General features: G+C 63.8%; 13 protein-coding genes. 5 read left to right on the top strand and 8 right to left on the bottom strand.

Annotation, left to right across the window (positions count from 1 at the left end):
• Nucleotides 1–96: 96 nt before the first annotated feature.
• The 4 genes from P3T23_RS23985 to P3T23_RS23970 form a co-directional block, all read right to left on the bottom strand.
• Nucleotides 97–309: a hypothetical protein gene (locus P3T23_RS23985; protein WP_429318600.1), complete on the bottom strand. Its 213-nt coding sequence runs from the start codon at nucleotides 307–309 to the stop codon at nucleotides 97–99.
• A 490-nt stretch (nucleotides 310–799) separates the two neighbouring features.
• Nucleotides 800–2,206: a sigma-54-dependent transcriptional regulator gene (locus tag P3T23_RS23980; RefSeq protein WP_429318599.1), complete on the bottom strand. Its 1,407-nt coding sequence runs from the start codon at nucleotides 2,204–2,206 to the stop codon at nucleotides 800–802.
• A 376-nt stretch (nucleotides 2,207–2,582) separates the two neighbouring features.
• On the bottom strand, nucleotides 2,583–2,879 hold the full coding sequence (locus P3T23_RS23975) for a hypothetical protein (protein WP_429318598.1): 297 nt from the start codon (nucleotides 2,877–2,879) through the stop codon (nucleotides 2,583–2,585).
• A 38-nt stretch (nucleotides 2,880–2,917) separates the two neighbouring features.
• Nucleotides 2,918–3,235 (bottom strand): DUF883 family protein, encoded by a 318-nt coding sequence (locus P3T23_RS23970; protein WP_429318597.1) that lies wholly within the window; start codon nucleotides 3,233–3,235, stop codon nucleotides 2,918–2,920.
• Between the two features lie 418 nt (nucleotides 3,236–3,653).
• Here P3T23_RS23970 and P3T23_RS23965 point away from each other — a divergent pair, with 418 nt between their 5' ends.
• From P3T23_RS23965 to P3T23_RS23955, 3 genes are all read left to right on the top strand, one after another.
• Nucleotides 3,654–4,712, top strand: coding sequence for a sigma-54 interaction domain-containing protein (locus P3T23_RS23965; protein WP_429318596.1), 1,059 nt, complete (start codon nucleotides 3,654–3,656; stop codon nucleotides 4,710–4,712).
• A gap of 352 nt (nucleotides 4,713–5,064) precedes the next feature.
• The gene (locus P3T23_RS23960) at nucleotides 5,065–5,574 is read left to right on the top strand and encodes a hypothetical protein (RefSeq protein WP_429318633.1); all 510 of its coding nucleotides are present in this window, start codon (nucleotides 5,065–5,067) and stop codon (nucleotides 5,572–5,574) included.
• Entirely contained in the window at nucleotides 5,571–6,086 is a 516-nt protein-coding gene (locus tag P3T23_RS23955; RefSeq protein ID WP_429318595.1) for a hypothetical protein, read from the top strand. The genes P3T23_RS23960 and P3T23_RS23955 overlap by 4 nt, the downstream gene beginning before the upstream one ends.
• Before the next feature lie 93 nt (nucleotides 6,087–6,179).
• On the opposite strand, the gene P3T23_RS23950 is transcribed toward P3T23_RS23955, so the two are convergent.
• Nucleotides 6,180–7,523, bottom strand: coding sequence for an AAA-associated domain-containing protein (locus P3T23_RS23950; protein WP_429318594.1), 1,344 nt, complete (start codon nucleotides 7,521–7,523; stop codon nucleotides 6,180–6,182).
• 23 nt (nucleotides 7,524–7,546) lie between these two features.
• Entirely contained in the window at nucleotides 7,547–9,298 is a 1,752-nt protein-coding gene (locus P3T23_RS23945) for an ABC transporter permease (protein WP_429318593.1), read from the bottom strand.
• Between the two features lie 658 nt (nucleotides 9,299–9,956).
• Between P3T23_RS23945 and P3T23_RS23940 the strand changes: the two genes are divergently transcribed.
• Both P3T23_RS23940 and P3T23_RS23935 read left to right on the top strand, forming a co-directional pair.
• A complete protein-coding gene (locus P3T23_RS23940; RefSeq protein ID WP_429318632.1) occupies nucleotides 9,957–11,636 on the top strand; it encodes a sensor domain-containing diguanylate cyclase in 1,680 nt (559 codons plus the stop codon).
• A 144-nt stretch (nucleotides 11,637–11,780) separates the two neighbouring features.
• A complete protein-coding gene (locus P3T23_RS23935) occupies nucleotides 11,781–12,047 on the top strand; it encodes a hypothetical protein (protein WP_133660407.1) in 267 nt (88 codons plus the stop codon).
• Nucleotides 12,048–12,174: 127 nt separating this feature from the next.
• Here the strand turns inward: P3T23_RS23935 and P3T23_RS23930 are convergent, their stop codons facing one another.
• Together P3T23_RS23930 and P3T23_RS23925 are read right to left on the bottom strand one after the other, a co-directional pair.
• Nucleotides 12,175–13,497 carry an ATP-binding protein gene (locus tag P3T23_RS23930; protein WP_429318592.1) on the bottom strand — a complete coding sequence of 441 codons (1,323 nt, stop codon included), beginning with the start codon at nucleotides 13,495–13,497 and terminating at the stop codon, nucleotides 12,175–12,177.
• Nucleotides 13,481–14,206, bottom strand: coding sequence for a response regulator (locus P3T23_RS23925; protein ID WP_133660409.1), 726 nt, complete (start codon nucleotides 14,204–14,206; stop codon nucleotides 13,481–13,483). The genes P3T23_RS23930 and P3T23_RS23925 overlap by 17 nt, the downstream gene beginning before the upstream one ends.
• Nucleotides 14,207–14,445 lie beyond the last annotated feature (239 nt).

Genomic DNA, 14,445 nt, shown 5'->3' with positions numbered 1-14,445 from the left:
AAAAATGGTTGAAAATGTGACAAACGAACAAAACCGCGCCGCGCAATCTGCGCCGCGTAGAGATTTTTTTCAACCCCTTCCGTGCTTGTGGAGCGCTCAGGCGTCCTGTTCAGAACCGAGATCGCGCTGGTACTCAAGGCCTTCGGGACGGGCGCCGCCCTGGTTGTGGTCACCGTCGGGCGGGGCGTGAGGCGCTGGCCGGTTCTGTGCCGCCGGATCGACGGCAGGAGGTGGGCTCCCCACTCCGCTTGCTGGGCGCGAATCGCGCTTCGAATGGCGGGCGGAACGCCGCAATGCAGGGTGTCTCATGTCGATGCCTCCAACGGAAGGCCGCCACCGAAGCGGTGGCACTCAAAAATAGTCTAGAGCGCTGGACCGTAAATTGCCGGTAAAAACGTGGTCCATCTTGTAACAAGTACATTAAAAGCTGGACGCGCTGGAGTGCGCCTCACGACACGGCGCGAGCGGACACAAACGTGAGGCGTCTGATTCGGTTGCGGCGGAGGATCGCCGATCGGCGGAGTCTCCGGTTCCGGAGGTTCGCGCATCGGGTCTGGAACCGGATCGGGCTGACCGGGTGGGTCGGGCTCAGGCGGCTCGTGCGGTGTCGGCGGCTCGGTAGGTTCTGGCCGATGTGCAAAAAGCGACCCCGCATCGGATGTCACGAATGCATAGGGTTGTGGCATGAAAGGCTCCTCGTACAAGATTTCACCGTTTCAGGCAAGCCATATGCCGCTGCAAAAAAACGGGCCATCACGCACACGATAGCCCGCTTCTTCGACTCGAGCATCGCTCTGCCTTAGACGCCGGCATCGCCCAACGCGCGAGACTCATCGTCTGCTTCGCCATCGGCGGTCCGGTTTGCGTCGTTGCCGTATTCGACGAGGCGGTTATACAAGGTCTTCAGGCTGATGCCGAGAATCTCCGCCGCGCGCGTCTTCACGCCGCCGCACTGCTCCAGCGTCGCGAGAATCAGCTGACGGTCGGCCTCGGCGAGCGACGTGCCGAACGGAATCGTGACCGCCGCTCCCACCGCCGGCTTCGACAGCGAAATCTGCAACGGTACCGTCGCGGTGCAGTCCGAATCGGTGCCGGACATGATGTGCGCACGCTGCACGTAGTTCTTCAGTTCACGCACATTGCCCGGCCACGGATACGAAAGCAGCATGTCTTTCACGGTCTGCGGGAAATGCTTCTTCGTGCTGTGACGCTCGTTGAGTTCGTCGAGGAATGCCTGCGCCAGCAGTTCCACGTCTTTGCCGCGCTCGCGCAACGGCGGCAGGCTGATCGGGAATACGTTCAGACGGTGGTACAGGTCAAGACGCAGCTTGCCTTCCAGCACGGCCTGCTCCGGATCGCGATTCGTCGCGGCGATCAGGCGCACGTCGGTTTCCATCTCCTTCGTCGTGCCGACGCGCATGAACATGCCCGTTTCCAGCACGCGCAGCAGCTTGACCTGCAACTCGATCGGCATTTCGGTGATTTCATCAAGGAACAGCGTGCCGCCGTTCGCGCGCTCGAAATAGCCCTTGTGCTGACGATCCGCGCCCGTGAACGAGCCGCGCTCATGACCGAACATTTCCGACTCGATCAGATTGGGCGAGATCGCGCCGCAATTCACCGCGAGGAAGGCGTGCTTGCGACGCAGGCTCAACTGGTGCACGGTCTGCGCGGCGACTTCCTTGCCCGTGCCCGATTCGCCGACCAGCATGACGGAAGCAGCCGTCGGCGCCACGCGGCTGATCTGGTCGTAGACCTCCTGCATGACCGGCGAATTGCCGAGCATCAAACCGAAACGGCCCATCCGCCGCAGTTCGCCACGCAGCGTGCCAATCTCCGCCTTCAGGTCGCCCGCGCGCGGCAGACGGTTCAGGATCGCCTTCACGCGCTGCATGTTGATCGGCTTCACGAGGTAGTCGGTCGCGCCCATCTTCAGCGCGTTGACAGCCGACTCGACCGTCGCATGGCCGGTGATGACGATGACCTCGACGCCCGATTGCGGATCGAGATCTTCGAACAGGTCGACCCCGCTGCCGTCTGGCAGCTTGAGGTCGGTGAAAATGACGTCCGGCGTTTGCCGGACCAGCTGGATGCGGGCTTCGCGCAGATCGCCAGCCGTGACCGTGGTCAGGCCATCCTCGGCGATGATGGTGGCGAGCGCCTCGCGGGTACCAGGATCGTCGTCGACAATCAATACGTGTGGCATCTCGTCTCGAAGGCTTTAAAAGCGTTAGGGAATCGTGCGGCGAGCGCACGGCAGACGACCCGGAGGCAAGCGGCCAGTCGCGGCACGGGCTGGCGCAATGCGACATCGGCACACGCCAACCTGTTCATCCGGGCCGGCAGATCCGCCCGATTCAGTTCATATGACTTTGCTCGTCGACGTAACGCATCGACGTAAATCACCGACGCAACAACGGGCGTATGAGGTGTGAAAAAGACAGCGTTGCTGGTTTTCCACTACAAAGTCATTACAGTAAATCGACTACATCTTATTGCGATAGGGCGCATCGGCGCCAGTCCCGGCTGACCGCCTGAAACGGCCATGGCCGGGGCGGTCTGTCAGCCGGCCAGCTATGTGGTCAGCTATGCGGGAAAGGCCAGGCGTCGCCGGATCCGCCAGGGTGGGCTGAACCGTTCGCGCTGCCGCCTGCATTGCCGTTCGCGCTGGCAGCGCCGAGCGCAGGCGGTGTCGCCCCCACCTGCATGCCCGGCGCCGTCTGTGTCGTGGCCGCAACCGCGCCGCCTTCGCCTTCCCAGCGGTTCAGATCGCGATTCAGGTAGGTCTGGGACGCGCGATGACGCTGCGCCCAGCGCCACGCGAGTACACCGCCTACGGCCACCAATGCACCGAAAATGCCAATTCTTGGTCGTGCCATGTCGAACTCCTCATTAGCGCGAAACGGGATGTGAGGACTCAGCGTGCAGCCAGCACACCCAGCAAAAAGCCAATCCCGGCGGCAATGCCTACCGCCTGCCAGGGGTTGTCGCGTACATAGCGATCGGTGTTGTCGGCAGCGACGCGATAGCGCTGCCTGGCTACGGACTGTGCATCGCCAAGCGCCGACTGCAGCGTATCGACGTGCGCGCGCAGACGTTCGCGTAGCGCGTCGACGCCCTCTCCCGGTACGGTGGAGGCGAGCCGCAACATTTCTTCCGAGTCCGTCAAAAGGACCCTGAGGTCCTCAACGATCTTCTGCTTGCCCAGTGCAAGCTGTACCGTGGTCTCGTTCATCTTCAAGAACTCCCTCCGTTCTGTTCAGGAATGCGTTATGCAGTGCAACGTCGTGATGCACTGCGGGCAAAAGGTTCATGTAGCAATCCGCGAGCCCGCTCTTTCATGTCGATCCATTTGAGCACGGTGAGTTCCGGCGGTAACGACGGTAGCGCGGCAGCGCGCGTGAACACGTAAGGATCCGGTCGATATTGCCGATTGTGCGCCAGAAACCTGTCGTTCATACCGCTCAGGGTTCGCGCATCGACGATCCTCGATTGCGAGCCGCGAGCGACGCCCCAACATGCGCTCAGCACATTGCGGTGACCCGCGTGCGAGTGGTTAAATCGTATTTGTGAGATTACGAATCGATGCAGGCTCACGATTCGCCACGAGCCTGCGCCGCTACAACGAAGAACGTTTGCAGGACACCCTATATATGGCGTCAATCGGTCTGGACTCGCCGGCCGTCGTCGCAGGTGACGGCGCGTCGGCGCAGACGAAACAGCGCATCGCGGGCGAGGTTGCGGGACTGAAGTCGTACGGCCTGCTGTACGGCTCGTCGCCGGTGATGCTGGAGCTTTACGAACAGATTGAGCGCGTCGCGGCCACCGACGCAACCGCATTGATCATCGGCGAATCCGGCACTGGCAAGGAACTGATCGCCCGAACCATTCACGAGCACAGTGCACGTCGTGAGGCGCCCTTCATCGCCGTCAATTGCGGCGCGATTCCTGACGAGCTGATCGAAGCCGAACTCTTCGGTCACGAGAAAGGCAGCTTTACCGGCGCCGTGCAGGGCCGCGTCGGCTATTTCGAGCACGCGAACGGCGGCACGCTGTTTCTCGACGAAGTCACCGAGATGGCGCCCGTGCGCCAGGTGAAGCTGCTGCGTGCGCTCGAAACCGGCACGTTCTTTCGCGTCGGCGGCACGGAACTGATTCATGGCGACGTGCGCGTGGTCGCGGCGACCAACCGCGACCCCGTCGTCGCGATGAAGGAAAACGGTCTGCGCGAGGACCTGATGTACCGGCTCGCAGTGTTTCCGCTTCGCGCCCCGCCGCTGCGCGAACGCGACAACGATCGCGAACTGCTTGCGCAGCATTTCCTCGCGTCGATGAATCAGCAGGAAGGGACGAACAAGACGTTCAGCAAACGCGCGATCGAAACGCTACGAACCTGGTCGTGGCCCGGCAACGTGCGCGAACTGAAGAATGCGGTGTATCGGGCATTCATCCTCGCGGAGAAGACAGTCGAACTGCCGCATCCGCACGTTGCGTCGCGCGTGAAGAAGCCGGTCACACAGGGCGATTCGATGAGTGTATGGATTGGTACGCCGCTCGCCGACGCGCAGAAACAGATCATCCTCGGCACACTGAAGTATTGCGGCGGCGACAAGCGGCGCGCAGCGAAGACGCTCGGCGTGAGCCTGAAGACGCTTTACAACCGCCTTGGCGCGTACGGCAGCGAAGACGATGCGCAAGTCGACGAAGAATAGCCGGGGCAGGCCGGCGGGTCCTGTCGGCAATGTCCCGTCGCCCTGCTACGCAAGGGCCGCGCACGCGGCAGTTTCGCGAATGGTTCAAGTTCTCATGCAGTGCGAAGCAGTGCGCTTTGGCAGAAAGCCACGCCACGCGCAGCATATTTTGCAATTCTTTGCACTTTCCCACTGCCAATTACAAATCGCATCCTGCACAATGCTGCGGCGTGAAACGACGCATTCGAGCGTCGTGTGACCGCCACCTGAACACGAGGCATCAAGCCCCGGCAGGCAGCGCATGCAGGAGCAAGACAGGGAAATGCAAAACAAGAATCAACGGGCCAGTTGCGCCCTGCGTCCGGGCATCACGATGCGCGCGACGCTTGCTGTCGCCCTGGCGGCGACGTTGAGCGGATGCAGTTCGCTCTACTCGGAAGGCGCGGCCACCACGGCGGGCATCGCGGGTGCAGCGATCGCCGGACAGGTCACCAATAATGCAGCGGTCGCAACCGGTATCGGCCTTGGCGTCGTCGCCGCGGCGCGGGCCGGCGTCCAATATTCGCAACGCGTGGTCCATCGCGACACCCAGGACCGCATTGCCCAGGCCGCCGGCCCGCTCGAGGTGGGCGGCGTCGCACCGTGGAGCGTCACGCACTCTGTGCCGATCGAAGACGACGAACATGGTCGTGTCACGGTCAGCCGTACGATCAGCAGCGGCGCGCTCGACTGCAAGGAGATCGTTTTCTCCGTCGACACGAAAGCCACGCCGAACGTCCCGGCAAGCAGCGCGTTTTACGTGGCGTCGGTCTGCCGCGACGGCAACGCGTGGAAATGGGCCTCGGCCGAACCGGCCACCGAACGCTGGGGTGCGCTGCAATGAGCGGCCGGCGAGGCGCAAGACTGCTCGTAGCCGGCGTGCTCTGCGCGAGCACCAGCATCCTGATGAGCGGCTGTGCGTCGGTCGGCGCGGCGAGCGGCGCGGCGGCCGGCGTCGCGACCGGTCTCGTCACGGCGAACCCGGCGGTCGGCATCGGCGTCGGTATCGCGGTGCAGGCCGCCACCGATGCAACCGTGAAGCGCTACATGCGCGAGATGCACGGCGACCAGCAAAACCTGATTGCCGCGCTCGCAGGCGAGATGGCAGTCGGTGAAACGCGGCCGTGGAACGTGAAGCATTCGCTACCGATCGAGAACGGCCACGGCCAGGTGCGCGTGACACGGGCGTTCGCATCGGCGCTCGCGATCTGCAAGGACTTCGTCTTCTCTGTTCAGGATGGCGACGACCCGGGCGCGCACGAAGCGTGGTTCACCGGCAGCGCGTGCCAGGACGACAAGGGCTGGAAATGGGCGTCGGCTGAACCGGCCGTGGAGCGCTGGGGCAACCTGCAATAGCGGCGCCAGGTCACGCGCATGCGCGCCATCCATGCAAAAAGGCCGTGCGGTTCATATATCGCACGGCCTTTTTTTCTGCCAGCAGGCTGGCGATCAGGACTCGACGTCCTCGAGGCTGAAGATTTCCGTCTGGTCGTTGTACGAGAAGATCTCGCCATAGCGGCCCCAGTTGATCACGGCGTCGAGCGTCTCTTCGGCGGCGCTGTCGGAGAGAAAATCTTCCAGCTCCTGCTCGAAGCGCACGCGTGGCGCACGGTGTCCCGGACGCTCGTTCAGCACCTTCTTGATCCGTGCGGCGAGCGGCACGTGCCGCAGCAGATGCTCGGCGAACATCATCTTCCGCTCCTGCGTGCCGAACTCGGCAAAGACGCGCGCCGGCGGCGTGAGGAAAATATCGCCTTCGCGCACGTCCGCGAAACCGAGATGCTGCAGCACTTCGGCGACCGGGAACAGATCGTCGACCTCGAGATGCAGCGAACGGGCGATCTCCGGCATGTCCGCGCGGCCGTGATACGGCGCGGCGGCCAGCGTTTCGATCAGACCGGCCATCAGGTTGGTCGACACATGCGGCAGCCAGCTGCCGAGTTCGAGCCCCTTCCTGGTCGCTTCGCCCGTCTGACGCGCGGTCATCTTCGCGTAGATGTCGTCGACGAGACGGCGGAACGCCGGGTCGAGACGGTTGCGCGGATGCTTGAACGGCACCTTGATTTCTGCGATCACACGGCCAGGATTGGACGACAGCACGAGAATCCGGTCGCACATGAACACCGCTTCCTCGATGTTGTGCGTGACGATCAGCACCGACTTGATCGGCATGCGGCCCTGCGTCCACAGGTCGAGCAGGTCGGTACGCAGCGTTTCGGCGGTCAGCACGTCGAGCGCGGAGAACGGCTCGTCCATCAGCAGCAGCGTCGGATCGACGACCAGCGCACGCGCAAAACCCACGCGCTGCCGCATGCCGCCCGACAGCTCGCGCGGATACGCGTTTTCGAAACCGTCGAGACCGATCAGGTCGATCGCCGCCAGCGCGCGCTCGCGACGCTCGCGTGCGCCCACGCCCTGCGCCTCGAGGCCCGCTTCCACGTTCTGCAGCACGGTCAGCCACGGGAACAGCGCGAAAGTCTGAAACACCATCGCGACGCCTTTAGCGGGGCCGTCGAGAGGTTTGCCCATATAGGTGACTTCGCCGCCCGTCGGCTCGATCAGCCCGGCGATGATGCGCAGGAGCGTCGACTTGCCCGAGCCGGAACGGCCCAGCAGCCCGACGATCTCGCCCTCACGCAGCGACAGATTCGCGTCGTCGAGGACGAGCAGTTCGCCCTGCGTCTTGTTGAAGCCACGGCACACGTCCTTGACGCGCAGGATCTCTTCGCCGAGGCGAGGGGGCATCGGCGGCGTCTGGATCGGCGGGGCGGTTACGGCTTTGGGATTTTGCATCGCGGATTGCCCTAAATTTGCTCTCAATCGAGCCGGAGCTTGGCTTCGGCATAGGCGTACATCGGACGCCACAGCAGGCGGTTGAACAGGGTCACGAACAACGACATCACGGCAATGCCGAGAATGATCTTCGGATAGTCGCCTGCTGCGGTGTTCTGCGCAATGTAGGCGCCAAGGCCGTGCGCAACGACCTTCGTGTCGCCCCACTGGACGAATTCCGCGACGATACTCGCGTTCCACGCTCCGCCCGAAGCGGTGATCGCACCCGTCACGTAATAGGGGAAAATGCCCGGCAGCATCGCCTGACGCCACCATTGCCAGCCGCGAATGCGGAAGTTGGCAGCGGCTTCACGATAGTCGTTCGGATACGACGTCGCGCCGGCAATCACGTTGAACAGGATATACCACTGCGTGCCGAGCACGATCAGCGGCGACAGCCAGATATCTGGATTCAGGTGAAACCGCACGATCACGATCACGAACACCGGAAACAGCAGGTTCGCCGGGAACGCCGCAAGGAACTGCGCGAGCGGCTGCATTTTCTCGGCGAGCGCCGGGCGCAGCCCGATGAGCACGCCGATCGGCACCCACACCACCGAGGCGATCGCAATCAGCAGGACCACGCGCAGCAGCGTGATGAGCCCGAGCACGAACACATGGCCGACCTCGTCCATCGAGACGCCGGTGCGCACATACATGATCACGCGATAGACCACGTACACCGTGGCGAGCAGCACGATGACCGACCATGCGATGTCGCCAACCTTCGACGACTTCTCGCGTTGCGGGATCTGGAAGCGCGCCCGGTCGAACGTCGGCAGCTGCAGCGGCACGCGCGCCGCCTTCGCGAACATCCAGCCGAGCGGCACGAGCAGGCGGTGAATCAGCCGGGTACGCCGCACCAGGTCGAGCAGCCATGACTCCGGCGCGTTACCCGAGCTGGTGGTTTCCATGCGGAACTTGTCCGCCCACGCGACGAGCGGCCGGAACAGGAACTGGTCATAGGCGAGGATCACGACGGTCATCGCGAGGATCACCCAGCCGATCGCCGGCAGATTTCTCTCCGTGATCGCCTGCGCTAGATACGCGCCGATCCCCGGCAGCGTAATGGTGTTGTTGCCAACCGTAATCGCTTCCGAAGCCACGACGAAAAACCAGCCGCCGGACATCGACATCATCATGTTCCAGATGAGGCCCGGCATCGAGAACGGCACTTCGAGCTTCCAGAAGCGTTGCCAGGAAGTCAGGTGAAAGCCGCGCGACACTTCGTCCAGATCGCGCGGCACCGTGCGCAGCGACTGATAGAAGCTGAACGTCATGTTCCACGCCTGGCTCGTGAAGATCGCGAAGATCGCCGCGAGTTCCGCGCCCAGTACGCGCCTCGGGAACAGTGCGAGGAAAAAGGTGACCGTAAATGAAATGTAGCCGAGCACCGGCACCGACTGAAGGATGTCCAGAATCGGCACCAGCACAAGCCCGGCACGTCGGCTCTTGGCAGCCAGCGTTCCGTACACCAGCGTGAAGATCAGCGAGGCGACCATCGCGGCGAGCATCCGCAGCGTGGTACGCATTGCATACTCCGGCAGGTTTGTCGGATCGAGCGAGATCGCCTGCGTCTTCAGGGTGGAGATCGGCGCCATCGTCTCGTGGAAACCGATCGCCGCCATCGCGATGAGGCAGATGATGAGCGGAAAGGCGACGAAGTCCCAGCGATTGGGCAGCACCCGCCATGCGGACGCATTGGCGGTGCGGTTCAGGTTGAAGCTGAAGTCCATCAGGCGCCCTTCCTGTGTGGTTGAGCCGGAGCAACGCCAGCGGAAGAAGCCGCATCAATTCGCGCCAGACGAGAAGCCAGCGGGGCGCGAGCGACGCAGCGGTCGAAAGATCGGTCCGGAAAGCGGAATTCAGGCATGGCTAAACGCTTGTGCGGGATAAATCGTTGGCGTTGGAGACGCGTTGACCGGCTGAGCCGTGCGGCGAACCACACCGGCTCATGCTTCCCCCGGCTCACCGGCCGCCGCTGTCGCCGCCCGAAGGCTGGCGGGCTTTCCTTGTTTTGGACGGCACGACACTACTACAACCTGTGTTTCAGGCACAACCTCGCGCGCTCAAATTCGCGCAATCGGGCGCCATTTGACGTGCGACGCGCCCGCTTCCTGCGACCGGCGTCGCGTGCGAGCCACATCCGGTAAACCCGTGAGCCCATTCAGAAAATGACGCCTGCAGCCGATAAAGAACCTGATGGGTGCCCGAGTTGCTGAATAACGCTCTCTCACCGCGCTGTCTGGCGGTTAAAATCCCGTGATGGCGAGCGGCACCCGTTTTTCCGGCGTGTTTGCGACGCCTCGCTGCCCGGGTCCACAGGTACGAACCAGCGCCGGCGCGCTGCAACGCATGACCTCGCATGTAACAGTCAGACGGATCAGAGGGTTGATGAACAGGACAATCTTGCGCCAGACAACCGGACCGGTCAGTTTCGTACTGATCGTGCTCCTGTGCTGGTTCATCGCGGGCATGATCGCCGACCGGATGGTACAGCAAGAGCTGGACGCCGCGATGCGCTCGCAGCAACAGATGTCCTCGTCGATCGTCGACAACATGGCCGAGGTGATCGCAAGCGATCTCGCCATGTCGCGCGCCATTCCGGCCACGATGGCCGAACTGGCCGTGATTCAGCACGCGCTCGCGCAAACGCTGGATTATGCCGTGAAGAGCACCGGCGGGGAACCCTCGCACCGGGACGAGCTGCTGAAGGTGCCCGAGCTGATCGCCGTCAGCAACTTTCTTCACGACGCGCAGGGCTTCTCCGGGCTCGACTCGATCTGGCTGGTGAACGCTAACGGGCTGTGCGTCGCGTCGAGCAACTCTCAGAACTCGCAGACCTTTATCGGCATCGACATGCGCGCGCGCAGCTATCTGGCGAACGCGCTGCTCGGTGCGTTCGCCGAGGCCTACGGCGTCGGCCGGGCGAGCGGCGAGCCGGGCATCTTCATCTCGGCGCCCGTCTATGACGACGGCCTGCTGGTCGGCGCGGTCGTGGCCAAGGTCGGGATCGCGCGGTTGCGCCACTGGGTCGCGCACGCGGGCACCTTCGTCGCCGACGACAATGGCGTCATCATCATGGCGCACGACAGCTCGCTCGAAGGCCGCGCACTGCCCCACTCACGGGTCACCCGGATGCCGGTTGCGGAACGCCTGAGCACCTATCGCCGCGACGCCTTCCCCGAGATCGAAATCCGCCCGGCCACGAAACAGGTGCGCCAGCGGGCGCCGTGGATCCCGGAGGCGCTTGCCGCACAGCTCTTCGAAACGCCCGAACAGCATATGCCGGCGCTGTATGAATACCGCATCGGGCTGAACTCCGGGCTGTCCGCCCATCTCGTCGACCCGCTCGCGGCATGGCCCGAACTGCTGCGCAATCACACCCGCGACCGGTTACTGGTGTTCCTGACGCTTGCTGGCACGGTTGCGCTGGCATGGGTGATCGCCGTGTCGTACATGCGCGAACGGCGCCATCACCGGGCGACGCGCGATCTGGCCGAGCAGCTCCAGTCGGCCAATACGCTGCTGTCGGCCGAAGCCAGGCACGACGCGCTGACAGGCGCGCTGTCGCGACGCTACTTCCTGGATCTGCTGCGACGTGAAATCGATGCCGCCCGCGCCAAACGCGAGCCGTTATGCATGGCGATCGCCGATCTCGACCATTTCAAGCAGATCAACGACCGCTTCGGCCACGCCGCCGGCGACCGTGCTCTCGAACATTTCGTCGACACCTGCCGGGCCGAACTGCGCGGCGGCGATTCAATCGGCCGGCTGGGCGGCGAGGAGTTCGGCATTCTGTTGCCCGCAACCACGCTCGCGGCCGGGCTCGAAGTCGTGGAACGGCTGCGCCAGCGGCTGAAGGCCGCGCCGTCGGCGAAACTGCCGTCTGCGGCGGCACTCAGCGTGAGCATCGGAATTACGGAGCTATCCGCCGAAGATCTCCCCGAGCGAATCATGAGCCGCGCTGACCTCGCACTTTACCAGGCGAAATCGGCCGGCCGCGACCGCACCAAGGCCGTCCCACCGGACGACACCGCGCCGCCCGCGCGGGCGGCTGCTTCAGTCTGGTAACCAGGTCTGGTAACTGTGCCTGGCAACCAGGTCTCACAACTCAACTGCAAAGTAAGCTAACCATCCCCCAGTCCACCCGGAAGGAAGCAGGTATCATCGACTTTCGTACGAAGGTTACTGTTACCGCTCTACCGGGAGATTCGCATGAAGGGAAATCTGGTCATCGTCTGTCGCGATCAGGATGCTGACGCGTTCGACCATCTGCTGGCCGAATACGGTTCGTTCCAGACCCGGCTATCGTCGACCACCTGGTATCTGAAGCTCGAAGTGGCGCCGGAAGTCATTCAGGAGGAAATCCTCGCGCGCCTCGGCAAGTACACCACCCACTATATTTTCGAGGCGGATACGGTGACCTGGAACACAGTGGACAGCGACGCAGCCACCGCGTTGAACACACTGTTCACGGAATAACGCGTTCAGGACGCGAGGCCAGAGTCGGACTGCGGGTCACCCGCCCTTACGTGGGTGGCGTTGCCGGTTGAAGGAAGCTGTCACTCGCGCGAGTGCCGTGCGGTTGCCTGTTCAGCCCGCCGACGGTTCACCTGCCCCAGACGCTCTCGGCCGCGGATGGTTCGCGCGATACCGCGTCGAAAGGAAAACGGATCAGGACACGCAGGCCACGCCCCTCATGGTTACCGATTTCCCACTCTCCGCCCGCACGCCGCACCAGCCGCTCGACGATCGCCAACCCAAGCCCGCTATGGCCGTTACCGCCGCGCGCCGGGTCCAGCCGTACGAAGGGACGGCTTGCGTTGATCAGGTCGTGCACGGCGATGCCGCTGCCGTTGTCGCTGACAGCGAGCGTGAAACCATCGGGAGTGCGCGCCGTCTCTACAACGATCGGCGGCGCGCCGTACGCGTGGGCGTTGTCGAGCAGGTTCGACAGGACGCGGTCTAGCGTCGCGGCGGGCAGGCGAAAGCCCGGACCGGCCTCCAGCACGGTTTGCACAGCGGGCGCGCCGGCCGCGACCGCACGATAACTGCGCACGACACGCTCGCACTGCATGTCGACCTCGACCGGCTCGCTGCGATCGGCGCCGTCATGCGCAAACACCAGAAACTGGTCGACGATATGCGCCATCGAATCGACGTCGCGCACGACGCCGTCGCGCAGCTTGGCTTCTTCCATCATTTCGGCGCGCAGGCGCAGCCGGGCGAGCGGCGTCTTGAGATCGTGAGCAACACCCGCGAGCATCACTGCGCGGTCATCCTCGGTACTCGCGACTTCCTGAACCATCTGGTTGAAACCGTGCGTCAGCTGACGCAGCTCCCTTGGCCCGCGTTCCGGCACCGGCGGCACAGGCAGGCCGCGGCCGAACCGCGCGACCGCCTGGGCCAGCGAGCGCAGCGGCTGCTGCAACTGCCAGGCGGCAAAGAGCGCAGCCATCACGGCGGCGGAAAAGATGATGACGAGCCACCACACCATCCGGTCGAGCGGACGCGGCGGCCGCAACGGCTGCACGGGAACGACGATCCAGCTTTGGTCACTCGCTGCGCGGACCCACAAGGTAGGCGGCTTGCCGGGCGAGCCGACGCGTACCAGCGTACCTGCCGGCATGCGATCACGCACATCCTCGAGGAAACGCTGCATCGGAGCCGGAAGATCATTGGTATCGGCCGGAACGTCCGTGCTGGCCGGATCGACCAGTTTCACGCGCGACGGCAGCGGCTGATCAGGCGTGCGCGCAACGTGCTGACGCACAGCATCGACGAGGAACGTCGCTTCTTCAACTGCATAGCGAGCCTGCAGCTGGTTGCGCTCGAGCCGCATCAGCGCATACCACGCGAAATGCGAGATCAGCAGCACCCCGACGACCAGCACCGCCAGCCGTCCGAACAGCGAATCAACTGGTCGGCGCATGCTGCTCGCCGTCGGGCACGAACACGTAACCGCGACCACGCACGGTCTGGATGAAACGCGGCGTGGAAGGATCGGTTTCGAGGATGCGGCGCAGGCGCCAGACCTGCACGTCGATGCCACGGTCGGTGCCGTCGTACTCCGGGCCGTGTAGCAGTTCGAGCAGACGCTCGCGCGTAAGCGTGCGCATCGGATGGTTGACGAAGATCTTGAGGAGCGCGAATTCGCTGCCCGATAGCGTCAGCGGCCGGCCGTCGTGATTCAGCGTGCGCGACTGAAAGTCGAGCGTGAAGCGGCCAAACGCGAACGGCTCGCGCTGCTCGGGCGCCGCCGCCGACGGCATCGTGCGGCGCCGCCGCAGCACCGCCTGCACGCGGGCAAGCAGTTCGCGCGGGTTGAACGGCTTGCCGAGATAGTCGTCCGCACCGAGTTCGAGGCCGACGATACGGTCCACGTCGTCCGCGCGGGCGGTCAGCATGATCACCGGGATATCGTCGCCGGCGGCGCGCAGCTTGCGCAGCGCCGTCAGGCCGTCTACGCCCGGCATCATCAGGTCGAGCACGATCAGGTCTGGGCGCTCGCGTTCCAGCCGGCGCTCGAGAGAGCCGGCGTCGTGCAGCACCGATACCTCGATGCCCTGGCGGGCGAGATAGTCGCGCAGGAGATCGCGCAGTTCGACGTCGTCATCGACGACAAGAATTTGAGTAGCCATGGAACGAAGTTTAACGCGCGCGCCCAACCGTTTCTGACACAAACCCTCCGCAAAGGGTTACCGGGTGTTACCGCGAAAGGCGCACGTAATGTCGCGTAACGGCCGCAGGCGGCCGTGTAACACGCCGAGCCCTGGACAACTCTACGCTGTGTCTTACCGAATGCAGGCCGTCACAAGCTAACCCAGGGAGCTGAAGTCGAATCTGCATCGTCGGCTAGTTCAATACAAGGAGTTGTTCC

The organism is Paraburkholderia sp. GAS448 (assembly GCF_050435685.1).
Lineage (GTDB): Bacteria > Pseudomonadota > Gammaproteobacteria > Burkholderiales > Burkholderiaceae > Paraburkholderia.
This window is presented reverse-complemented; position numbering and strand designations above follow the sequence as displayed.